This window comes from Flavobacterium sp. HJJ, assembly GCF_015351475.1.
Lineage (GTDB): Bacteria > Bacteroidota > Bacteroidia > Flavobacteriales > Flavobacteriaceae > Flavobacterium > Flavobacterium marginilacus.
Map to the genome: position 1 here is coordinate 101,264 of NZ_JADKPR010000001.1, position 22,480 is coordinate 123,743.

The 22,480-nt window shown below is 32.0% G+C and carries 23 protein-coding genes; 6 read left to right on the plus strand and 17 right to left on the minus strand.

Annotation, left to right across the window (positions count from 1 at the left end):
* Window positions 1-16: 16 nt before the first annotated feature.
* From IRZ80_RS00465 to IRZ80_RS00515, 11 genes are all read right to left on the minus strand, one after another.
* Entirely contained in the window at window positions 17-1,471 is a 1,455-nt protein-coding gene (locus IRZ80_RS00465) for a serine hydrolase domain-containing protein (RefSeq protein WP_194639140.1), read from the minus strand.
* 155 nt (window positions 1,472-1,626) lie between these two features.
* Window positions 1,627-2,040 (minus strand): nitrilase-related carbon-nitrogen hydrolase, encoded by a 414-nt coding sequence (locus IRZ80_RS20875; protein WP_317174702.1) that lies wholly within the window; start codon window positions 2,038-2,040, stop codon window positions 1,627-1,629.
* 576 nt (window positions 2,041-2,616) lie between these two features.
* Window positions 2,617-3,747, minus strand: coding sequence for a chromate efflux transporter (chrA, locus tag IRZ80_RS00475; protein ID WP_194639141.1), 1,131 nt, complete (start codon window positions 3,745-3,747; stop codon window positions 2,617-2,619).
* Between the two features lie 167 nt (window positions 3,748-3,914).
* Window positions 3,915-4,271 carry a hypothetical protein gene (locus IRZ80_RS00480; protein WP_194639142.1) on the minus strand — a complete coding sequence of 119 codons (357 nt, stop codon included), beginning with the start codon at window positions 4,269-4,271 and terminating at the stop codon, window positions 3,915-3,917.
* A 160-nt stretch (window positions 4,272-4,431) separates the two neighbouring features.
* Window positions 4,432-5,082, minus strand: a complete 651-nt coding sequence (locus tag IRZ80_RS00485; RefSeq protein ID WP_194639143.1) for a hypothetical protein — start codon at window positions 5,080-5,082, stop codon at window positions 4,432-4,434.
* Between the two features lie 347 nt (window positions 5,083-5,429).
* Complete coding sequence (locus IRZ80_RS00490) at window positions 5,430-5,888, minus strand: GNAT family N-acetyltransferase (RefSeq protein ID WP_194639144.1); 459 nt, start codon at window positions 5,886-5,888, stop codon at window positions 5,430-5,432.
* Window positions 5,889-5,939: 51 nt separating this feature from the next.
* On the minus strand, window positions 5,940-7,076 hold the full coding sequence (locus IRZ80_RS00495; protein WP_194639145.1) for a tetratricopeptide repeat protein: 1,137 nt from the start codon (window positions 7,074-7,076) through the stop codon (window positions 5,940-5,942).
* Window positions 7,077-7,397: 321 nt separating this feature from the next.
* Entirely contained in the window at window positions 7,398-7,808 is a 411-nt protein-coding gene (locus IRZ80_RS00500; RefSeq protein WP_194639146.1) for a 3-hydroxyacyl-ACP dehydratase FabZ family protein, read from the minus strand.
* Window positions 7,809-8,574: 766 nt separating this feature from the next.
* Window positions 8,575-9,150 carry an ankyrin repeat domain-containing protein gene (locus IRZ80_RS00505; protein WP_194639147.1) on the minus strand — a complete coding sequence of 192 codons (576 nt, stop codon included), beginning with the start codon at window positions 9,148-9,150 and terminating at the stop codon, window positions 8,575-8,577.
* A gap of 161 nt (window positions 9,151-9,311) precedes the next feature.
* The gene (locus tag IRZ80_RS00510; protein WP_194639149.1) at window positions 9,312-9,830 is read right to left on the minus strand and encodes a hypothetical protein; all 519 of its coding nucleotides are present in this window, start codon (window positions 9,828-9,830) and stop codon (window positions 9,312-9,314) included.
* 160 nt (window positions 9,831-9,990) lie between these two features.
* On the minus strand, window positions 9,991-11,349 hold the full coding sequence (locus tag IRZ80_RS00515) for a hypothetical protein (protein ID WP_194639151.1): 1,359 nt from the start codon (window positions 11,347-11,349) through the stop codon (window positions 9,991-9,993).
* 398 nt (window positions 11,350-11,747) lie between these two features.
* Between IRZ80_RS00515 and IRZ80_RS00520 the strand changes: the two genes are divergently transcribed.
* The 4 genes from IRZ80_RS00520 to IRZ80_RS00535 all read left to right on the plus strand — a co-directional run bounded on the left by IRZ80_RS00520 (window position 11,748) and on the right by IRZ80_RS00535 (window position 14,920).
* Window positions 11,748-12,272: a hypothetical protein gene (locus IRZ80_RS00520; RefSeq protein ID WP_194639153.1), complete on the plus strand. Its 525-nt coding sequence runs from the start codon at window positions 11,748-11,750 to the stop codon at window positions 12,270-12,272.
* A gap of 133 nt (window positions 12,273-12,405) precedes the next feature.
* Entirely contained in the window at window positions 12,406-12,933 is a 528-nt protein-coding gene (locus tag IRZ80_RS00525) for a superoxide dismutase family protein (RefSeq protein WP_194639154.1), read from the plus strand.
* A 15-nt stretch (window positions 12,934-12,948) separates the two neighbouring features.
* Window positions 12,949-13,518 (plus strand): YdeI/OmpD-associated family protein, encoded by a 570-nt coding sequence (locus tag IRZ80_RS00530; protein WP_194639166.1) that lies wholly within the window; start codon window positions 12,949-12,951, stop codon window positions 13,516-13,518.
* A gap of 199 nt (window positions 13,519-13,717) precedes the next feature.
* On the plus strand, window positions 13,718-14,920 hold the full coding sequence (locus IRZ80_RS00535; protein ID WP_194639167.1) for an LETM1-related biofilm-associated protein: 1,203 nt from the start codon (window positions 13,718-13,720) through the stop codon (window positions 14,918-14,920).
* A 62-nt stretch (window positions 14,921-14,982) separates the two neighbouring features.
* Here IRZ80_RS00535 and can read toward each other — a convergent pair whose 3' ends face one another.
* From can to IRZ80_RS00555, 4 genes are all read right to left on the minus strand, one after another.
* Window positions 14,983-15,624 (minus strand): carbonate dehydratase, encoded by a 642-nt coding sequence (gene can, locus IRZ80_RS00540; RefSeq protein ID WP_194639168.1) that lies wholly within the window; start codon window positions 15,622-15,624, stop codon window positions 14,983-14,985.
* A gap of 79 nt (window positions 15,625-15,703) precedes the next feature.
* On the minus strand, window positions 15,704-17,359 hold the full coding sequence (locus IRZ80_RS00545) for a SulP family inorganic anion transporter (RefSeq protein WP_194639169.1): 1,656 nt from the start codon (window positions 17,357-17,359) through the stop codon (window positions 15,704-15,706).
* Window positions 17,360-17,676: 317 nt separating this feature from the next.
* Window positions 17,677-17,967 (minus strand): hypothetical protein, encoded by a 291-nt coding sequence (locus IRZ80_RS00550; RefSeq protein ID WP_194639170.1) that lies wholly within the window; start codon window positions 17,965-17,967, stop codon window positions 17,677-17,679.
* Between the two features lie 128 nt (window positions 17,968-18,095).
* A complete protein-coding gene (locus tag IRZ80_RS00555) occupies window positions 18,096-18,575 on the minus strand; it encodes a Dps family protein (protein ID WP_194639171.1) in 480 nt (159 codons plus the stop codon).
* 140 nt (window positions 18,576-18,715) lie between these two features.
* Between IRZ80_RS00555 and IRZ80_RS00560 the strand changes: the two genes are divergently transcribed.
* A complete protein-coding gene (locus IRZ80_RS00560) occupies window positions 18,716-19,657 on the plus strand; it encodes a LysR substrate-binding domain-containing protein (RefSeq protein ID WP_194639172.1) in 942 nt (313 codons plus the stop codon).
* Window positions 19,658-20,048: 391 nt separating this feature from the next.
* On the opposite strand, the gene IRZ80_RS00565 is transcribed toward IRZ80_RS00560, so the two are convergent.
* A complete protein-coding gene (locus IRZ80_RS00565; RefSeq protein WP_194639173.1) occupies window positions 20,049-20,246 on the minus strand; it encodes a hypothetical protein in 198 nt (65 codons plus the stop codon).
* Window positions 20,247-20,397: 151 nt separating this feature from the next.
* Window positions 20,398-21,057: a tRNA (5-methylaminomethyl-2-thiouridine)(34)-methyltransferase MnmD gene (gene mnmD / locus IRZ80_RS00570; RefSeq protein WP_194639175.1), complete on the minus strand. Its 660-nt coding sequence runs from the start codon at window positions 21,055-21,057 to the stop codon at window positions 20,398-20,400.
* A gap of 309 nt (window positions 21,058-21,366) precedes the next feature.
* On the opposite strand from mnmD, the gene IRZ80_RS00575 reads away from it, so the two are divergent.
* Window positions 21,367-22,434 carry a branched-chain amino acid aminotransferase gene (locus tag IRZ80_RS00575; protein ID WP_194639176.1) on the plus strand — a complete coding sequence of 356 codons (1,068 nt, stop codon included), beginning with the start codon at window positions 21,367-21,369 and terminating at the stop codon, window positions 22,432-22,434.
* Window positions 22,435-22,480: the final 46 nt, after the last annotated feature.

A 22,480-nucleotide genomic window follows, 5' to 3' on the forward strand; every position in this document is an offset into this window, starting at 1 on the left:
AATTATCAATCTCTATTTATTCTTTTGCAAAGTTAAAAATTTGTCCTGACTGTTTTAAGAGCATAGAACTGTCAGCAGCATTAAATTCTAAAATTATTCCTTCGTCAGTATAGCTGAACTTATCTTTTTCTGTTGCCTGCAAAGCAAAAGACTGCTGTCCTGTTGCCTGAGCGATTAAATTGACATTGTTTTTTGTAATAGCAATTTTGATGGGCAATTGCGCACTTGCATACGTTCCTAAGTATTTATCCAAATCTTGAGTTGTGACTTGAAAAATATTTACCACTGGCAGTGGAATATAATTATACGGAGTGTAATTTTCCCAGCGCCAAGGCGTAAATTTATCACCAATGGAATACTCCAAAAGCTCTTTGAAAAGACTTTCTCCATTATCATTATTCGTCATAATCACAACAGCAATTTTCCTATCTGGAAAAGCAATTGAGTAATGTCCCCAGCCTTCATCATGGCCTTCCTTGAAAAATGCTCTGCCATAGGGAGTTTTAAAAGTACCAACTCCCAATCCGTATCCTAACTGGATATTGTCATTATCGGTGCTGTCAATTTTGGCAAGCGGTCCGAATTGGCTTCTTGACCTGATTCTAATCTGCTGGTTTGTCATTTCTTTGAAACTCTCTTTTGAAAGACCTTTACCACTAATCAAAGTGGCATAGAATTTCGTATAATCTTCCAAAGAAGTGCTCATAGAACCTCCAGCACTTGCCTCTTTCCATTTCATAAGTTCATACGGTTCTCCTTTTGCATTGTGGCCGTAACATATATTTTCATCAAAGCGAGCCTGCCAAATCTGACTGGTATTTGCCATCCCTAATGGTTTAAAAACTCTTTCTTGCGAAATGGTTTCATAGTCTTTGCCTGTTATCTGCTCCAATACAAATTGCAGCAGATAAAGTCCTTCGCCGGAGTAGCTGTAACGGGTTCCAGGATCAAACTTGAATTTTATTTTTTTGTCGGCTTCAAACCAACGCCAATTTGGAAAACCTGTTGTGTGTGCCAGGCACATGCGGGCAGTGAGCTTCTTGTAACGCAAATCCTCTTTCAGGTCTTGATAACCTCGTCTAAAACCATTTATTTTGTAATCAGGCAACGGTTTACTTAGATATTCCACAAGCGGTTTATCAAGATTAATGACTCCTTCCTGTACATACTGCATCGCAATGTAAGCAAAAACAGACTTAGCAAAAGACGCGCCATACATAATAGAAGACTGTTGCAGCGGAATATTCTTTTGAACATCAGCAAGACCAAAAGTTTTACTGAAAATTAGTTTATTATCATTAAAAACAGAGATGGCAACACCTGAAACATTTGCAGTTTTCATCAAATGTTCGATTTTAGTATTTAAACTGTCTGCTGTGAGTTTGCTACCATCAACTCGTTTAATGGTCTGCCCAAACAAAATTACCGGAAATACCAATAAAATTACCGCAATAAAGATTTTACTTTTCATTGGCTGTTATGTTTTTAGTGAAGTATTCATAATGCACATCGTGTCGGTGATTTACGTTATCACTGAAAATCAACCATTAACGTTCAATTCATCACGAATATAGCTAAAATTTACTAACTCAGCCAGATTGACAAAAAATTCTAATTTACAGAATATTACAAAACGTGTTTTAAAACTTCTTCTGTTCTGGTGTCAAAAATTAAAATTCCTTCGCTTTTATCATCAAGCTGTCCAGCCAGATTCCCTTGTCTGGTCCAGACAGCACTTTGTCCAGCGCTTGTGAAATTATCGCAATAGCCAACACAATTGGACATCAAAACCGGTATTGAAAATCTCTTGGCAGCCACAGAGTAATGATTCATTGCTTTATCAACGCCGGTTTGTGATTTGGCAACACTGACCAAGTAAATTTCTGCACCAAGTTTTACAGTATTTTCAGAATGATCAGCTAGCAAACTTTCATGACAAATCGCAGGAGCAATTTTGCAATCATCAACGGTTAGAATGATTTGGTTTGAACCATTTACAAAAAAAAGGAAATTCGTCAGCGTGTAATTGTTATTTCGAATATACCTGCCTTAGCGTGTTTGGCTGAAAAATCACCATGCTGATTTGGATTCCAGATGCTGTTTTTGTCGGCATACCAACGCCAATAGTGATTTTATTTTCATCACTTATTTTTTGGAACTCATCAAAATAATAACAGTCCGCATCAACAGCTAATTCTTTGGCCAGCTCAGGTTCATATCCTGTCAGCGAAAGCTCCGAAAAAAAACAGCATCAGATTTATAGTAAACAGCAAGTACAGTCATTTTTTTATGAAATTCCATATTTGCAGGAATGTTTACCTTGATTGGTTTTGTTTGTTCGATTGCTATTTTCATTGTCGAAGAAATTATATCAGGTTAAAGCTGGATTAAACAAAGAAATAACCGCAAAATGCTTATTTTAAATAGTTTATTTAAAACCGTTAACTTCTTCCTTATTTATTTTTATATGTCTGTCCGCAAATAATACCTGTATTTTTTTTGCCGCTGATTACACAGATTTTATTACTGCCTTTTTTTTAAAAAATCTGTGCAAATCTTTTTAATCTGTGGCTAATTCGATCTGTTTGGTATTAGTTAAGAATAGTCAATGTATTTTTAAATTAAAGTCAGCAAATAACCAATGATTGAACCGCCCAAAACTACAAAAACACTATTCATTTTCTTGTAACCAAATGTTATAGAAATACTCAAAACGGCAATCAAAATTGTACGCCAATCAGTAATTGTATCTTTTCCCATATCAAAACAAACAGCTGTAATAATTGCAACCGAAGCCACATTAACGGCATCCAAAAATACCGAAAACAATTCTGAATCCCGCATTTTCTTTACAAGTGGATTGAGCAATGCTACAAATACAAATGACGGAAGAAATATCGCAACTGTCGAAACGATCGCTCCTGTCAAACCGTTGATTTGATAACCGATAAATGTCACCGAAGAAAAAACAGGACCAGGCGTAAATTGTCCTACTGCAATGGCATCTATCAATTGCTGTCGTGTCAAAATTCCTGTTGAAACCAATTCGGAGTCGAGAAATGCAAACAGTACATAACCGCTACCGTAAAGTATTGCACCGATTTTAAGAAAAATCAAAAACAGCTTTCCGTTGCTCGTAGAAAGCATCGTTTGGTCATTTATCTGCAAAAATGCCAATGGCAAAAAAACATTTAATTTGTTTGATTTACTGTTTTGCCAATAGGACAAAAACAACGCAAAAAATCCCGCACCAAACATCAGGTAAATTTCGTTGGAGCCAATCATGGAACCAATCAATACAATCAACCCGATAATCACAAGTTCGATTGATTTCATGGATTTTTTTGCCAAAGGAAAAACAGCACCAAGAATAATTGCAATAATAGCCGGTTTTATTCCGTAAATGAAAGGCTGTACTTCGGGAAGGTGACCGTATTCTTTATACAGCCATGCAAAAATACCCGTAATAAAAACAGCTGGAAGAATAAAACAAAGCCCTGCTATGATTAAACCTTTCCAACCGCCTTTTTCGTGCCCGATATGGATAGCCATTTCGGTGCTGTTGGGACCGGGAATCAGGTTTGTTGCACCTATTAAATCCAAAAAATGCTGTTCGCTAAGCCATTTTCTTTTTACAACCACTTCTTCCTGCATCATCGCAATGTGTGCCGCAGGCCCGCCAAAAGCAGTAACACCTAACCTCAAAAACAGCTTTGCGATTTCTTTTAGGTTTTGGTTATTGTTCATCTTCGATAGAATTTCTTGAAACGTGATTATTTCAAACTGATAATGTTCCCGATGGCACATATATACACAACGATAGAGCAGAATTTTATTGTGTGCTATCGTTGCCGAGACATATCAAGGTCGTTCGGGTATTAAACCAAACCGCTGTTAGTAACAAATTTTATTTATTAAGTACATGTAATTGATACTTCAGTTTTTTTTTGACCTTTAAAAAATGTAATTGTTAATAAGCAAATGTCTTTTTCTTCTGAAGAACAGTTGTTTTCAATATAATATTCTAAATAATTAGCATTGTCCGATTTCGAAAATTTATCAGGTTTTCCTAAAGTTTCAAGTACTGATTCGAGTGTACTACTTTCAATTTTCAGCTCTTTGATTAACACTTCTGTTTTTTCAATAGTCCTAACGCCATTGCAAGCATTTTTATCAGATTTCCATTCTGATAAATATTCAGAATTGTTTTTTTGGCAACTTTGAATAAATAAAGAACATATAAAAATCAACATTAAACTAGTTTTCTTCATTTTTGTTTTGAATAATTATATATAGTATGAAACGAATACGTCTGAAATTTGCTACTAACTTTTAATACACCCGATAACACATATATACGCAACGATAGAGCAGAATTTTATTGTGTGCTATCTTAGATATCTGCTTGGGCGGGATGTCAGAATATGCAGTTTAATTCAAAATTTTAATTGTCAGCCAAAAAACAAAAAATATTCCGCTAATTATTAAAATTCGATTTCCTTGTTTTCTATCATTTTCTGAATAAGCATAAATTCGGTTTCCATTTGGTAACGTTTTTTTATAAGTTAGCAAATGCCAACCAATAAAAATCCCCAAGAATCCGCCCAAGAATGCAGTTAAATATCCTAAAATAATGTAAACCTTTTGACCTTCTTCGGGCTTTGATAATTCTACAATTCGTTGTTGTTTAATTTTTTCGATTTCCTCGGGTGTAATTTCTTTGCCTCTTTCTTTAAGTAATTTTTTAGCAAGTGAAACATCAAATTTATTCCATTCATCGCTCTTTGAAACTACATCAATTAATTCGTCATCAGAAAAACTCAACAAATAATAATCTTCATCAATATCATTAATTTCATTTACCGCTTTATCCGTTAAAATTTTGTTGGCTTTTTCAAAATCACTTTTCTTGAGTTTTATGCAATATTCTTTTCCAAAACCATTGTTAGCAAAGGTTGGATCAAAACTCAAAGAATTATCTTCTAACAAAAATTCAATGTTTTGTTCAGCTATTAATTCGCCTAATTCTTTTGCTGAATTTTGGTCGTTAAATTTTTCAAATGTTATAAACTCTTCTTTCATAAATATTTTGTTTTTCAACTAATTGTTAAAGTAATAAAATAATCTTTCTCGGTAGTTGTTGCTTTGTATTTTGTTGACATACCATTCTTTATTCTTACAAATACAAGAAGTGTAGCATTTAATTGTGCTTTTTGAATGGTCTAATTTTATATACTTTGTTTGCTTCACTTTGCGGGCAGAGAATGCACCCGAGCGATAGCGAACTGACGAAGTAATTCTGCGCTATCGTTACCGAGACATATCAAGGGCGTTCGGGTTTTATTTTTTCGTACTATTATTATAAAATTTGCCGTCTTACTTTTTGTTTATAACCTCGTGTTGTTTAAACAAAAAATCTTCTTCAAGTATCATTTGAATTTATCAGTTTTATAAACATTTGGGTTAAAAAGTTCCATATACAGTTCTGGATTTGGTAATTTAATAAATCCATACTTTTCGTAAAGCCAATCTGCTGTCGAAGTCAATAAAATCCATCGTCTCAATCCTTGTAAATTTGGGTGTCCCATTACAGCCTCCATCAGTTTTTTTGAAAGTCCTTGCCCGCGATAATTGTCTAAAACATAAATGTCGCCTAAATATGCAATAGTAGAAAAGTCGGATATTATCCTTGCAAACCCAATTTGTTTGTTGTTATGAAATAATCCGAAATTTAGAGAATTATCAACAGAAGCCTTAACCCTTTCAAAAGGAATGCTGTCACTCCAGCCTGAATATTTTGATAGGAAGTCGTGGATAGCAGAAATATCCATTTTTGACTTGTCTGTCGTTATTGTAAAATTATCAAAAGTGATTTCAATTATTTCCATTTCGATTTAATTTCAGTTTCTGTTATTAGTTATTATGTTCAGTTATTCTTCTTATTTAGCTGATATTGAAGTCACTGTTGGCTGAATTTTTCCTTCAAGAATATCAATTACACTTTTCTTCAAGTCTTCATATTTAAAGTTATCGTTAAAACCAATGTTGAATGTCGAATGAGTATCTCCTTTTGTTCGACAGAGTAAATATTTTACGCCCCCTTGTTCTAATGAAATTCGAGAAAATTCTGTCTGAATTCTATATTCTATTTTGCCTTCTTGATTTACAACATAGAACAGATGCTTGTTGTATATGCCTTTTGAGCCGTCTTCATATCTTTCAAAAGCTTGGATTAATTTGTCATCCCATTTGAACTGATCGAAACAAAACATATCTTTTAAATTGTCTTTTAATTTATTGTTCTTGTGAGCTTCATACAATTTATCTTTATATGGTTTTGCTTTGTCATACTCTTTTCTATAATAATATATTTGAATAAGTTTAGCATATGCGTGATAGTCTGCCGGGTCTAATTGCAAAAGTTCAACAAAAGCCGATTCAGCTTTTTCATAGTCCCCTTTTATAGATTCAAGAAGTCCTATATTAAATAATGCATTTATATATGATTTCGATTTTTTGTCAATTTTTGATTTTGCGACATAAAATGCCTCTAGAGCTTTGTCGTTATTTTTCTGGTCAGAATAAATTTGAGCTATAAACGAATAAGGTCTGTCAGAACAATCCTTTTGTTCAGTGGCCTTTTTGTATGCTTCTAATGCTAAATCTAATTTTTCTAAATTATAGTAGGAATCACCAAGTCCGCTATAAAATTCTGCATCATCCGATTTTAAATTAATTGCTGATTGAAAACTTTTTACAGCTTCACCATATTTTTGCATATAATTTAAAGCAGATGCCTTAATGTAAAATGATGCAGGATCTTTTGAATCTTTATCTATGGATAAATTCATAAACTTGATACAATTATTATCGTCTTCTTTCATATAATAAGCAAGTCCGGTATAATATAATGACTTTGCGGAATAGTCACTAGATTTAGAAGCGTGCTCAATAATTTTATCGAATTGTCTATTATCAGATAAAATTTTCAGATCTGTAGTTGTTTTGTCTTGAGCAAAAAATGTCAAGCTAGAATTTATCAGAACAAGTGTTGCTAAAATATTTTTAATTGTCATTATGCAGTAAATTTTATAATTGAGGATGACACTTTATTTTTTCACATAATAATTCCAAGTTAGTTCGGTTTGTCCTAAAAAATGAGTAGAAGTTAGGATTGTTAGAAGGATTAAAATAGTTCTTGTCATTAATGTATTTCAATATTTATGATTAAGCAGTGATTTTACAAAATTAACATCAACATTAGGCCGCTTCACGACGTTGCGGATCAAAGCGGGCTGAGTTCTCTCTGCCGAAGATAATGTTTCTTCGTGAAACCGCAGCTTCCGGCTACCGGAAACTCCGCAATGTCGATGAAACGGCGGTTATTGGTAGGGCTATTAGATTTTAACACACATCCATGTAGCTTTTAATATTTTTACATCTCCAACGTATGCAGTCCCTGATTGTTTGATTATTTTTTCACTTAGACGAACGTTCTGGATTACAAATTTTATTTGATCGGTAAATTTTGCTGCTGCAAAAAATTCAGCATCTTCAATACTAACAAGACCAAATATTCCGTCAGTAATTCCTAAAAGTTTCACGCCTGCGCCACCGCATTGTGCCATTGATTCTATTAGAATTGTCCCAGGAACAAAATTGAATTCAGGGAAACTTCCTTTTAGCCAATTGTCTTCTTTATCAAATGTCTTTAAGCCAACGATTGTTTCGGAAGTGAATGATGTAATTTTATCTACAAATAAAAACGGCGTTCTATGCGGAATTAAATTTTCGATTTCTGACGACATAATTTTTTTCGGTAAGGTAGTGATTATTTCTTAAAGCATTACCCACAACTTGTTGTTACTACAGCGGGTTTGAGATTAAATTAAGTCAATTGCCTAAATCTATTGTAACAAGTGTTGGCAGGTGTTAATTTTCAAGTCTATCAAAGTTTCCCTTATAATAACTATACTTTTCTTCGTATGTTTTTTTGTCTAATTTTAGTTTTTGACTTTCTAAGAGCCTGTTTAAGTTTTATTTATTGGCTCTCTTATGACGATTTTTGGCTACAACTTCGTTAAATTTTTATACAATAGCTCTGCTATTTTATAAAAATTTGCCTAGTTTCACTCAAAAATCATCTAATAATAAATCTCAAAAATAAAATTTAAACAGGCTCTAAGACGTTTAATGCATTTTCATATGATTTTTTTGCTCCTTTGATGTCACTAATCTTTTCAAGAAATTCTCCTTGACTATCGAAAAGATTAGGTTCATTTGGGAATTTTAGAATTGCCCATTGAATAATTTTGATTGCTTCATTTGGTTTTTCATTCCAAAAGCAAGTATATGCTAATTAATTCATATAATCAGAATCTAGTTTTAATAATTTCTTAGTTTCTAATTCGTTATTATAGCTAATTATATGCCAACGTTTGGCTAGTAGGCGATGGTCGGGGTTAAGTAATCCTAATATTTCGATTAATGACTATTTTTACAAGTACAAAACTATCTTTAAATTAAGCCTCATTCCCGACTATTGCTTACTAGCGGTTGGCAGTAGTGCTTTTTTTAGATTAGTTCACGTAAATCCCATTCTTTTTTATTAAAGCCTGCATCGATTCCACCTCCGACATTTAGAATATGTTGCTTGGGATTAATATCGTGAAAATTTTTCTTTTCCAAAGAAGCTCCATTTCTGATTAAAAACTTAATTATTTCATATACTTCAACTTCTCCACGATAAATACCAACTGCTCTCATCAATGGCGTATTCCCATATTTATCTTGAATTTCAATTTCGGCATTTAATTCTAAAATAGTTTTTACTAAATCTAGATCCTTTTTATGAACACATAAATGCAGAGCGGAATTTTCGTCTGCTCTTTTATTTCCTTTATGATTTATTTCAATTCCACAACTGACAAGAAAAGTTACAAGTTCTATTTTGTCATATTTAAAATCAGTATGGTTTTTTATATAATATTCCAATATGTTTATTCCATCGTAAGAATCAGTTGCTATGAAATTTTGTCCCTTTTGCTTTTGGTATTGTAATTTTTTAAAATCATTTATACGCAAAAGTTCTATTATCTCTTCAAAGGTTAGTTTTGGGATTTCTTTTGTCTTAAAAAATGGTATTTTCATTTTATGTTTTTCTACGGGCGCATTACTGCCAACGTTTGGCAGCTTGGCGATATGGCAGATTAAGGAAGCCTAATCTTTCGATTAATGACTAATTTTCCAAGTACAAAACCAACTTTAAATTAAGCCAAATCCCGCCATATTGCCAAGTATAGTGCTTGAAGCTAATTAATAGTCAAATTGTCAATCATTTGTCGTAATAATGTAGCATTTTCGGCGGTAATATTTGTTTTTTTATTAAGGGAAATGATAAATATTTTGTTTTTTAAAGTTATTGTACACCACTTCCAATAATTATCACTTTCTTTTATATCACATTCTAAAAGATTGTCATACTTTGACTTATATGAGTTAAAATCTTTATCTTCTAATTTAATCGAGAAATAATCATTAAAATAATTTTTCATCAAAGTAATAGTTTCTTCTTTCGAAAATTTTTTGTCAACTATATAATTACTTATAGTGATATTATTCTCTTCTTTTTCGTTACTGTCTTGGCTTTTGTTAAAAATGGTAACTATGCCTTCTTTATCCTCTTCAGTGATATAATTTTCTGGGTAATAAATACTATAGGAATTATTTTTTGGACTAAATATTTTCACATTTGTGTTTGGTTGATTTTGTCCAATCAAAAGATTTATTGTAAAAAGTGTAAATAGAATTAAGTATTTGTTTTTTTTCATTCTTGTTCGGTTTTTAGCATCATACACAACGTTCCCTTGCTACAAGAGGTTTGGGGTTAAATTAAGCCTTGTTTTCGGATTTGCCTAAACTTCCAAAATACAAGACCATTTTCAAATTAAGCCAAATGCCCAAATCTCTTGTAGCAAGTGTTGTAGGCAGTTATATATCCTCAATTACAAAATAATCTTCATCATCTTCTAATTTATTGTAAATATCATTTTCAATAATATCTAATAGTTTCTTAATTATGTTTGCTTCTTTCAAATTTTTATTTTCAAGTTCTGCGTTTTCATTTTTTACAATTTCTTCTTTTAACCTCAAATAAGCATATGCTTTTAAAAATAAATTATTAAATCTATATAAGTTAGAATTCTCATCATATATTAGAATTTCACTTCTTGTTGGCGAACATAATTCTGTAAGAAATTTTGAAAAATTTGCTTCATTTATTTGACTTTTATTCATTTGATTGAATATTTCAGAATGTGAAAATTCATCTTTATTTATCTCTAAGCAATTTTCCAAAATTACTTTTGGGATGTTAATTTTTGTCCCATTTCCAACTTTAATTGATTTATCAAATTCAGCTTTAAGAGTATCTGATTTTTCTTCAACTAATTTTGAAATTGCTTCATCCAAGTCGTCAAGATTTATTGAGACTTTAGTTTTAACCGTTTCATATATTTTTTTGTTGAAGCAAATATTTAAACAAAGTTGGTGACAAATTGAAGGTAATCCACAAGAGTATTTAATAATCTTCGATTTAACTTCTTTTGAAAATATTAAATTTAAAAGTTCTTCCCCAGTATCTATTATTCGTTCTATTTCATCAGGCTTCATATAAGGAATAAAAATTTCGGCGACACGATTATTCATTTCTCTATCGTATTCAATAACTTGTCGTGCAGTACCAACGGCTCCTAAAGCAATAATTTTCAAATCTTCGTATTCTTCGGACATATCCATAAAAACTTTCATCAATTGAGAAGTTTTAGTTCTGTCTGGGCCTTTAATTTTATGAAAGTCTTCTAAAATCCAGCAAGAATTTGAAGCACCATAGAATTTTGCTAATCGTTGAGGCGTTAATTGTGGGGGAAGTATATGTTTGGTTGTTTCTGTTTTTTGTTTTGTATAATCTCCAAGCTTTATAGTTGCTTTAATATCTGCATAACTTATGTTCAATTCGGGAGATATTTTAAAAGTTTTAGAAGAACTATTCTCATTATACAAACCTGAAAGCTGGTCAAATCCGTCAAGTATTATGTTTTCAAAAGTCATACCTTCCATACATCTTGTTGTATATGAGTTTTCGTAAGTTTGACTTATTTTATTTGTTAACAATGTTGTCTTTCCACAACCTGAATGTCCATATAATACAATTTGTTTTCCAGGTGTATTTAAGGCATCAACAAAATGATTATTTAATTTTCCTTCTCTTTCTACAAATGTAAATTTTGCTGATGAAGTTGGTGTGAAAATTTTTTTTGTTTTATATATAATTAACTTTTCGTCTATCATTTTCGGTTATTTTTGGTCTAATTGCCTACAACTTGTATATACACGCAATAAATTGCCCCTTACACACCCAAATTGAATTAATTGGCGCCATTCAATAGCGTATTATTACTTTTCGAAGATAACAAAACATTCTTATAAAATCTAAGAGATTAGCAGGGCATTCGCATTTAAAAAAAGACAAACACGAATTTCACCAATTAACACTAATTCTTATCAAAATTGAAATCATATTTTACAACTTTTACAGTTTCGAATATTTTGTGTAATTAAATAACAATCTTAATTCGTGCAGATTAGTGTAATTCGTGTCAGAAACTTTTAAAAGCGAATGCCGTGCCTTTTGATTTCGAATTTGCTTTTTAAAAATGGTATAATTATTTTCGTAAAAAAGAAAAATCATGACACTACTAGGAATAGGTTCCCGCATTGAGCATCCAGAATTTGGAAAAGGAGTTATTACGAATGTTTCATCCAAAGAGTATTGGGTAACATTTATAGAAAACGGACTTGAAACAATCCCATTAAACGATGAATTTAAAGTTATAGAAGCAACTGTAGACGAAGTAGATACAATAAGTTTCTCGGAAGTAGAACAAAGCCTCAGAGATCTTTTGAAAAAATGGTCTGATGTTTCCGAAATTGTACCTATCGGAGACAAATGGAAAGGCGGTAAACTTATTTTGGAACCGGGTCAGGCTGGATTAGCGTCAAAAGAAATCCCAATTGATACCTTTTTTCATAAAATTATAATGGTTCGTGACCGTTTGCGCGTAATGGAACAAAAAATAAACAGCAGCAAAATAGAAGAAATTGAAAAAATTGAACTGCAGCAGTACATTACCCGTATTTATGGCAGTTTGACTTCTTTCAATATATTATTTAAATCGCCAACTAATCATTTTGTCGGAGAAAAGTCAAAGTAATATTACTAAGATTCTGAGTTTCTAAGTTACTAAGACACTATGAAAATTAAAAAACTTAGAAACTTAACATCCTAGAGACTCTGTAACCTTTTTTATACGTAATTTTATAATCCAAATTGTAATATTTCAAATCATGAAAAAAATAATCTTTTCTGCTGCCGTAATTATCGCGTTAGTCATTGGCTGTAAAACCAATAGCAAATCCAGCGGCTCTAAAAGCCTAAACCTTACTTTTGAATCAAAGAGTAACAGCAATGTCACAGGAACTGCCACATTTACCGAAAAAAATGGCAAAGTGACTTTTACAGCAAAAATTTCTGGGCTAAAACCAGGAATTCACGCCATTCATATTCACGAAAAATCTGACTGCTCTGCGGCTGACGGAAGTTCGGCGGGAGGACACTGGAATCCTACTTTCAAAAAACACGGAAAATGGGGCGATGCAGAACATCATAAAGGTGATATCGGTAATTTTACTGCAGATGAAAAAGGAAATGGCACCATCACTTTCACAACAGACGAATGGTCTATTGGCGGTGAAGATGCAACAAAAAACATTCTTGGAAAAGGACTTATTGTTCACCAAGGAGCCGATGACTATGTAAGTCAGCCTGCAGGAAATGCCGGAGCAAGAGTAGCTTGTTCAGCAATTATTAAATAAAAAAACTGATTTTCCTTGATAGAGAAAGAACAGCATTATTTTAAAAACACATCAGAATGGCGGGAATGGTTACATGATAATCATAATTCGTCAGCTGGTGTGTATTTGATTTTTTATAAAGTAAGCAGTCCTTTTGAAAGCATGCGCTGGGAAGAAGCGGTACAGGTAGCAATCTGCTACGGATGGATTGATTCTACAGTAAAAAAAATTGACGAACACCGCCGAAGACAATTATTCACTCCAAGAAAAGATAAAAGTATTTGGAGCAAACTCAACAAAAGCTATATTGAGAAACTCATTGCTGCCAATCTGATGCATGAAAGCGGATTATCTAAAATTGAGACTGCCAAGCAGAATGGCTCTTGGACATCCTCAGATGCAACCGAAGATTTAATAATACCTGAAGATTTAAAATTAGCTTTCGAACAAAACAAAACAGCATACGAAAACTACCAAAAGTTCAGCCCATCTTATCGAAAAGGTTATCTACATTGGCTCAATCAAGCCAAAAGAGAAGAAACCCGAAACAACCGAATTACCTCAATAATAAACCTTTGCCATCAAAATAAAAAATCAAGGGATTAATTCATTATAACATTCACTGAGCAAAAAAATATTTGAGTTAAAATTCCAAATCAAAAAAGGCATTGAAAAATTAAATTCACACTGTAGTCTGGTTCAAATATGCAATTTCACAAAAAACACCAGATAAACAATTTTATAACCCTCTGAATTAGGTATTGATTCATAAAAAAACATAGTTTTGCATAATCAAAACAAAACAATGATTAACCCTTCGGCATCAGGTTGGATAGATAAATTTTTTATAAAACTAAAGTTATCAGAACACAACGTCTCTGAAACTGAGGCTGGCTTTTATAAAAATTTAAGAAATACAGGTTTTATCTACGGTCATATCATTTCGCTTGATACTTCTTTTGAAATACAAACTAAAGACTGGTTTAAAGAAGAAATTTCCAAAGTAGCTTTACTGAATGCTTTGTATGGTATTTTTTCATTAACAAATAAAGAGAAAGAACCTTCGGATTTTATTGAACAAGCCAATCTTTTTTACAAAGAAATGCATCCAGAAGGATTTAGTTTATTCAAAAAAATTGTCCCAAAGAATTCACCTTCCTTAACTTTAGAAAAAGTAATTGATGAGCGTGTACAGACGAATGACAATATAATTAATAAAAATTTTTCGCATTTAGTAACCAATGCATTATTGTTTATAGATGTTTTGGCTTTTCGCCAATATTTGATAAAAGGCCAAATCCCTGAGAAGTACCTCAAAAAAATTGAAGAAACGATTGTAAACATTGCTATTCTGGCTTTAAAAATAAAGAATAACAAATCGCAATATGATGATTTATTGATCAAATTATTTGAAGCTTCAATACGATACAGCAAATTTTCCAAAAAAGAGCATATCACTTTAGAAACACTGGATTTATCTTATTTTACTGCCGAACTGGAAAAAAAATATTTAATCGACATCGCAGGAATGGCGTTATGGAGCGATGGTGTTATCGAAAATAATGAGTCTTATTTTCTTCATACATTGGCACAATCATTATCTATCGAAGATGATTTTGTAACACTGAGCATTAGCAAAACCAATAGTTTTATAAGCAGACACAAAAAAGAAATTCCTTATTTTAATTATTCAAATCCGGTAAAACATTTTTACGATCAGACTACAAAAAGTGTCATTACACTGATTTCACGCAACAAATCAAGATTGGTTAAGGAAATTGTTCAAAGCAAGGAATTAATGTTGCTTCTGGCTCATTCGACCCACAGAGATTTAGACGAAAAAGAGAAGAAGAAAGTAAAAAAACAACTGTTGGATATATGCAAAACAGTACCTTCTCTAACTATATTTTTACTTCCAGGGGGAAGTTTATTACTGCCTCTCCTGATTAAGTTTATTCCAACACTATTGCCTTCGGCATTTAATGAAAATTTAGAGAATGATGATTAATAATAAAGGCTGCCAAAAATTTTGACAGCCTTTTTGGCATTTATAAAGTTTTTAAACGCAGCCTATTTTGTGATGTTTAGCTGATAAACCTCATCAAGATCTTCATTTGAACTAAAGTTAACTCCTAAATCAGTTACAAATCCTGAATTCAAACCGTAAACCCATCCGTGAAGCGATAAATCCTGCCCGTTTTTCCAAGCAGCCTGCACTATCGATGTTTTAGCTAAATCAAACACTTGTTCTTTAACATTGATTTCTACAAAAGCATTAAAACGCTCCGTCTCATCCGAAATAGAATCCAAATATTTATCATGTAAACGATAAACATCTTTTATATGACGAATCCAGTTATCTATAATTCCTATGGAATCATTACCCATAGCGGCTTTTACACCACCGCATCCGTAATGTCCGCAGACAATAACATGTTTGACTTTTAATACATTTACAGAATAATCCAAAACGCTTAACATATTCATGTCTGTATGAACAACCATATTGGCGATATTTCTATGAACAAAAACTTCACCTGGTTTAGCTCCGATAATTTCATTTGCCGGCACACGGCTGTCTGAACATCCTATCCACAATAATGGCGGCTGCTGTCCCTTGGCTAAATCTTTAAAAAAATCTGGATCTAAATCTAATTGCTCTTCAACCCATTTTTTATTATTGTCTAATATTTTTTTATAAAAATCACTCATTTTGTTTTTCTTTTAAAAGTTTTATTTGGTTTAAAATGTATAAAAATTATGCACTCCCGTTATTTATTAAAGTCAAAAATTATTGCTGAAAACTGTCACTGACAATCTTTTTTTCAACTACTTCCCTTTTTACAAAATCATAATGATGCTCAATGGACACATGATTCTGAGATTCTTTGCTATTCTCCAAGGCATACTCCTTTTTGAATCCAATTAATTTCACATTAATATTTTCATCTATAGCTCTTGTCGTTTTAAATTCATGAATTAAATCCAGAATATCATGCGCAATATAAACTGTATCTGTAGCATCAATAACTACAACACTATTTTCCGGTATTTTGGCCAAAGTCATCTTGATAGCTGCTTTATTCAAAAAAGAAACTTCTTGGGCTAAATCAATATGAATGACATCCCCGTCAACATACTCGTTTTTTCTAAAACTATATGCTCTTTTAAGATTCCCTCTCAATATAAAGACAACACAAATTACGATTCCCAAAACAACACCTTTTAACAAATCCATAAATACAACTCCTAAAAAAGTTGCTATAAAAGGTAAAAACTGATATTTACCATAGCTCCAAAAGTGTTTGAATGTTGCAGGTTTTGCTAATTTATATCCAACCAGAATCAAAACCGCAGCAAGCGTTGCTAAAGGTATTTTATTCAAAATAAAAGGAATTGTCAATGCACAGACTAACAATAGAACACCATGAATTATAGCAGATAATTTTGATTTAGCTCCCGCTGCATTGTTAGCAGAAGTACGAACAACAACTGATGTTAATGGCAATCCACCTATCAGTGAACAAATAATATTCCCAATTCCTTGAGCTCTCAATTCAACATTAGTATTGGTAAATCGTTTATGAACATCCATTCTATCAGCCGCTTCAATACACAAAAGTGTCTCGATTGATGCTACAATAGCTATAGTCAGACCAACAACCCAAACTTTAGGATTTAAAAATCCAGCCAGACTTGGTGTTACAATAATTGCTTTAAACTCATCCAGCGATGTTGGCACAGGCAGTGAAACTAAATGTTCTTTCTCAATAGCCAATGAACTTCCGGATGAAATAAAAAATTCATTCAGCAATATTCCAATAACAACGGCAACTAATGCTCCCGGCACAATTTTCAATTTCTTCAAAGCTGGAACTTTATCCCACACTATCAAAATAACAATTGAAACTGATGCAATCAAAATAGCTCCTAACTGCAAGTGATTTAAAAGATCAAATAGCGCACTAAATGTATTATTATCTGTAGTTTGAACAAAAGACTGGTCTCCTTCAAAGTCTGCATCGTATCCGAAAGCATGAGGTAACTGCTTCATAATAATAATAACCCCAATACCTGCCAGCATTCCTTCAATAACATTGGTTGGAAAATAATTTGAAATACTGCCCGCCTTTAGCAAACCTAAAGCCAATTGAATAATTCCTGCAATAAAAACTGCTGTTAAAAAAATATCAAAACCACCCAAATCGGTAATTGCTGTAAGTATTATAGCGGTTAAACCTGCTGCCGGCCCTGAAACACTTATTTGAGACTGACTCAAATATCCAACAACTATTCCTCCAACTATTCCTGTAATAATTCCTGAAAATAAAGGAGCGCCAGAGGCCATTGCGATTCCCAGACAAAGGGGCAAAGCAACCAAAAAGACTACTAAACCAGAGGCAAAATCTGATTTAAAATGAGTAAAAAGATTTGTATTTTTTGACATAATAAAAATTATAAGATTGATTAATAGATTTCACTACAGACAAATTCTGCAATGGAAGATCCTTATCCTGTAAAAAAATAAGGAATCTAAAAAAAGGGGACATATTCATTTCATTACATCAATAACTCATAATACAAGCCTATTAATCAGATCTGCAGACTAGCATAACCTAAATACTTATCCTATCAGCATACAATCATTAGATCCCAATCAAAAAATTGGAAAATAATATACATGCTAAGATACTACTTATTTACAAATTAAAATCTGCAAATCACAATAGCAACTGAGAAAAGGATGATTGAAATGAGGGGAAACTACACGAAGTTTGGAGGCGGAATAAATATAGAAGCATAGTTCAAATCATGCTTCGATAAATTTTCAAAAATGATAAGAGCAGAACCTTTCTTTAAGGTTAAAAAAGGAACTTCTAAAAAAGTATTGAATGTATAATACTTTATATCATGTTTTAATTCCTCAAAAGAAGAATTACTAGAATTTCCGCAAAGGCTAGTATTCTCCTTGTCATTTTCCAGACAAACCACGATTGTAGGTGCTGCCAGAAAAAAAACAAATAACAATAATACTATGCTTGCGAAAAATTTCATGTGGGCAAAAATAGCTGATCGAACTTGAACAAAAAAATTAGTCCATCAAAATTAATCTAATTTTAACACTAAATAAAAGGTCTATTTGTTATAAAAAAACATTTAGACCTTCTATTTTAACTTTTATACTACAATCCCTCTTCTAACCATGCCTTCATCATCCAGATCGTTTTTTCCTGCTCAACAATAAAGTCACTCATCAACGAATTTGTTCCTTCATCATTAATATCAGAAGCCTTGTTTAAAATCTCTCTTTCTAATTTTAATAACAAAGAAAGCGAATTTACAATCAGCTGTATACTGGATTCGTCATTTGAAATATTCTTCCCAACCGGCAATTGATTGAATTTTATATAATCTTCAAAAGTGTGTAATGGTCTTCCTCCTAAAGTTAAAACTCTTTCGGCTATCAAATCAATTTTTAATTGAGAATCATTGTACAATTCCTCAAATTTCAAATGCAGGTCAAAAAAACGCTTTCCTCTGATATTCCAGTGCAAACCTCTTAAACTTTGATAATAGACTTGATAATTTGCCAAGAGTACATTCAATTCCACAATTATAACTTCTGATTCTTCTACAGGTAATCCTAAAACATTTATTTTCATAATTTATATTTATTACAGTTCACTTAAAATATTTGAAACCATTATTTTAAGTTTATGTATTCAAAATTATGCAATAAATCAAAAAAACAACTATAAATTAAATTGATTGTTTTTATATTTGCATAAAAATATACTATTTCATGACTATCACACAACTTAAATATGTGTTGGCTGTAGCCGAACACAAAAATTTCACTTTAGCTGCCGAAAAATGTTTTGTAACACAGCCGACATTGAGCATGCAGATTCAAAAAATTGAAGATGAATTGAATATTCAGATTTTTGACAGAACAAAAAAACCAATTCAGCTTACAGATATTGGTCAAAAAATTGTATCCCAAGCTAAAAATATTGTTAATGAAGCCGATAGAATACAAGATATTGTAGAGCAGCAAAAAGGATTCATTGGAGGTGAATTCAGGCTAGGAATTATTCCAACAATTATGCCAACTCTATTGCCAATGTTTTTGAATAATTTCATTAAAAAGTATCCAAAGGTAAAATTAATTATTGAGGAGCTGAATACTGAAGAAATTATCACAAAATTAAAAAACGGAAATCTGGATGCAGCGATTGCAGCAACACCGCTGGAGGATGAAAAAATAAAAGAAATTGTTCTTTACTTTGAACCATTTGTCGCTTATATACCTGAAAACAATGCTATATTCCAAAAAGAGGAAATCGAAATAGACGATCTCAATATTAATGAAATTTTACTGCTGCAGGACGGTCACTGTTTTAGAGACGGTATTTTGAACTTATGCAAAAACAGAAATGAAACGGGACTTAAATCTTTCCAAATCGAAAGCGGCAGTTTTGAAACATTAATAAAACTAGCCGATGAAGGATTAGGAACAACATTGCTTCCTTATTTGCATACATTAGATTTGAAAGAATCAGACAAATCAAAACTTAGACAGTTTAAAGAACCGAAACCTGCCCGTGAAGTAAGTTTAATTTATCCCAAAAGTGAATTAAAAATACAAATTATTGACGCTTTAAGAAGTACCATTTCCGGAGTTGTAAAAGGAGCAATCGTTTTTCAAAATGTCCAAATTGTGAGTCCATTACTTAAAAAATAAGATAAAACGAAAAAAAGGAACCGAATTGGTTCCTTTTTTAATGTCCTGCCTTAAATACAGTAAATTATATAAGGCAATAAAGTTTTTATTGCTTTTTTCAACTCTTTTAAAAAGTATTAGGATTAAAGCTCACTCTTTCGAGAACAATTTTGTATAATCTTAATTAATTTGAGATTTAACAAAAAGATTTAAACAATTGAATTAGTAAACAGGTACAAAATTATTGAAAAAAATCTTTCTCTCAAATAAAAACAATCCATAAAAAACAAAATAAATCGACAAATAACATTATTTACAATTTCATTGTAAGTTATTTGTTCTTTTCGTTAGGGATTATACAAAAAAAGAGAAATCCACAAAAAAAGGAACCATTAAATGATTCCTCTTTTTTTTATGAATTTACAATAAGCAAACATTGTTTTAATTCTGGTTTTTCGACAGTGAAGTCAAACAGCCACTCTCTTAATTGATCCAACTCAAAAGGGAGCAGTGTTCGAATCGCTTTTTCTAATTCTTTACAGAAAAGTACTGGGTCAAAACTTACTCTTTCTAACACAGACTTTGTGTATTCAAACATTATTTTAGACATAATAAATTAAGATTTTGGGGTTATATCTTGATTTTAACGTGATGTAAAAATACATTTTTTTTTAAATACAAATACTTATTTTAACACAGAAATAATAAAATTACATCGATTTCGCGACAGAACCCAGCAATCATAAGACCTGCAGAAAAAATCATTTTCTAGCTCTGAACATTTCTCTTTTCCCTGGAGGGCCGGCAAGCTTTTCGACAGTAAACCCAGCTTCAATCATATTTCTTTTAATAACGCCTCTTGCGGCGTAAGTTACTAGTACAGAATCTTTTTTTAATGCCTTAAACATTCTATTAAATACATCAGCACTCCACAATTCGGGCTGCACACGATAACCGAAAGCATCAAAATAAATCAAATCAAATTTTTCAATATCATTAATGTCTTCAAAAAACTGCTTTCTTTTGGTTAAAGAAAATTTTTCAGACAAATCATTTTTTTCTTCCCAGTTTACTGCATGCATTTTATCAAAAATCTCTTTATCATCCAAAGCATTCAATTCCTTTGGATAATTCATAGATTTTAACTCATCCTCAGAAATAGGATATGCCTCTGCTCCTGTATAATCAATTGTCTGCCCTAATTTTTGAGCTTCCAAAAAAGTAATGAAGGCATTCAGTCCGGTTCCAAAACCAATTTCCAAAATGGTGACTTTCTGATCTGGAAACAAAGCCAGTCCATTTTTGATAAATACATGTTTAGCTTCCTGTATTGCTCCATGCTTAGAATGATAACATTCATCCCAATCTTTTATATGAATTGTTGTAGAACCATCGGAGGTACGGATAATTTCTCTTTCCAAAGTATTGTTTTTTGAGTTAGCATAGCATTTCACACCGCTATATTGCTTTCAAAATTAAATAAAAGAATTTCTTATCGTTATCTAAAAACGGTATTTTTTATATATTCAGCAGAATTTAACACTTTTTTTTAAATAAAATTATACAATAAATAAATCACAGTTAAAGACCATAATTAATGCTTTTTTGACAACTATTTATCTGATTTTTATTTAATTTTGCAATCACCAATAAAAGGATGCAGAAAACTTTCTCTACTGCAGACCATTTATTAGCTAAACAATCCTTTTTTTAATATATAAGCAATAATTATGAGTACCACTCAAACTAACAAAATTGAAACAATAAAAGCTGCTACTACAAAAATAAATGATGTTGATTTTGATCATTTAAGCTTTGGAGCTGTATTTACAGATCATTTATTAGAATGCGATTACATTAATGGAGAATGGCAGCAGCCTGTCATTAAGCCTTATGCACCGCTTTTACTTGATCCGTCTGCAAAAGTGTTTCATTATGGCCAAGCCATTTTTGAAGGTATGAAAGCTTACAAAGATGACAACAATGATATCTGGCTTTTTAGACCAGATGAAAATTACAAACGTTTTAATTCTTCTGCAGTACGTATGGCTATGCCGGAAGTACCTGAATTTGTCTTCATTGAAGGTTTAAAACAATTATTAAAATTAGATGAAGCTTGGGTAAAAAACGGAAACGGAAGCACTATGTACATCAGACCATTTATGATTGCTACTGGAGCCGGAGTTGTCGCTAACCCGTCTGAAGATTATAAATTCATGATATTATTATCTCCTGCAAAAGCATATTATTCCGGAGAAGTAAAAGTATTAATCGCTGAGCATTTCAGCAGGGCTGCAAACGGAGGTATTGGTGCTGCAAAAGCTGCCGGTAATTATGCCGGTCAATTCTACCCAACTAGTTTAGCAAACAAAGAAGGATTCCAGCAAGTAATCTGGACTGACGACGCTACGCATACAAAACTAGAAGAGGCAGGTACAATGAATGTGTTCTTTAGAATAAATGACACTTTACTGACTGCTCCTGTAAGTGAAAGAATCTTGGATGGTATCACTAGAAAAAGTCTTATTGATATGGCCAAAAAAGAAGGAATTAATGTAGAGGTTCGTCCTGTATTAGTTTCTGAACTGGTTGAAGCTTCTCAAAAAGGAACTTTAAAAGAAATTTTTGGAGCTGGTACTGCTGCAGTAGTAAACCCAATTGCAGGCTATTCATATAAAGAAGTTTATTATGAACTGCCTAAAATCGAAAACTCTTTTGCTGGTTTATTAAAAGAAAAATTAACAAGCCTTCAAAACAAATTAACTGAAGACACTTTTGGCTGGACTGTTAAAGTATAGAAAAGCTACTGAGTAACTAGTTGCTAAGTTTAAAGTTTTTTTTAGT

Coding starts and splice junctions, on each gene's coding strand:
- IRZ80_RS00465 (WP_194639140.1), bottom strand. CDS start 1,471: ATGAAAAGTAAAATCTTTATTGCGGTAATTTTATTGGTATTTCCGGTA.
- chrA (WP_194639141.1), bottom strand. CDS start 3,747: ATGAACAATAACCAAAACCTAAAAGAAATCGCAAAGCTGTTTTTGAGG.
- IRZ80_RS00480 (WP_194639142.1), bottom strand. CDS start 4,271: ATGAAGAAAACTAGTTTAATGTTGATTTTTATATGTTCTTTATTTATT.
- IRZ80_RS00485 (WP_194639143.1), bottom strand. CDS start 5,082: ATGAAAGAAGAGTTTATAACATTTGAAAAATTTAACGACCAAAATTCA.
- IRZ80_RS00490 (WP_194639144.1), bottom strand. CDS start 5,888: ATGGAAATAATTGAAATCACTTTTGATAATTTTACAATAACGACAGAC.
- IRZ80_RS00495 (WP_194639145.1), bottom strand. CDS start 7,076: ATGACAATTAAAAATATTTTAGCAACACTTGTTCTGATAAATTCTAGC.
- IRZ80_RS00500 (WP_194639146.1), bottom strand. CDS start 7,808: ATGTCGTCAGAAATCGAAAATTTAATTCCGCATAGAACGCCGTTTTTA.
- IRZ80_RS00505 (WP_194639147.1), bottom strand. CDS start 9,150: ATGAAAATACCATTTTTTAAGACAAAAGAAATCCCAAAACTAACCTTT.
- IRZ80_RS00510 (WP_194639149.1), bottom strand. CDS start 9,830: ATGAAAAAAAACAAATACTTAATTCTATTTACACTTTTTACAATAAAT.
- IRZ80_RS00515 (WP_194639151.1), bottom strand. CDS start 11,349: ATGATAGACGAAAAGTTAATTATATATAAAACAAAAAAAATTTTCACA.
- IRZ80_RS00520 (WP_194639153.1), top strand. CDS start 11,748: ATGACACTACTAGGAATAGGTTCCCGCATTGAGCATCCAGAATTTGGA.
- IRZ80_RS00525 (WP_194639154.1), top strand. CDS start 12,406: ATGAAAAAAATAATCTTTTCTGCTGCCGTAATTATCGCGTTAGTCATT.
- IRZ80_RS00535 (WP_194639167.1), top strand. CDS start 13,718: ATGATTAACCCTTCGGCATCAGGTTGGATAGATAAATTTTTTATAAAA.
- can (WP_194639168.1), bottom strand. CDS start 15,624: ATGAGTGATTTTTATAAAAAAATATTAGACAATAATAAAAAATGGGTT.
- IRZ80_RS00545 (WP_194639169.1), bottom strand. CDS start 17,359: ATGTCAAAAAATACAAATCTTTTTACTCATTTTAAATCAGATTTTGCC.
- IRZ80_RS00550 (WP_194639170.1), bottom strand. CDS start 17,967: ATGAAATTTTTCGCAAGCATAGTATTATTGTTATTTGTTTTTTTTCTG.
- IRZ80_RS00555 (WP_194639171.1), bottom strand. CDS start 18,575: ATGAAAATAAATGTTTTAGGATTACCTGTAGAAGAATCAGAAGTTATA.
- IRZ80_RS00560 (WP_194639172.1), top strand. CDS start 18,716: ATGACTATCACACAACTTAAATATGTGTTGGCTGTAGCCGAACACAAA.
- IRZ80_RS00565 (WP_194639173.1), bottom strand. CDS start 20,246: ATGTCTAAAATAATGTTTGAATACACAAAGTCTGTGTTAGAAAGAGTA.
- IRZ80_RS00575 (WP_194639176.1), top strand. CDS start 21,367: ATGAGTACCACTCAAACTAACAAAATTGAAACAATAAAAGCTGCTACT.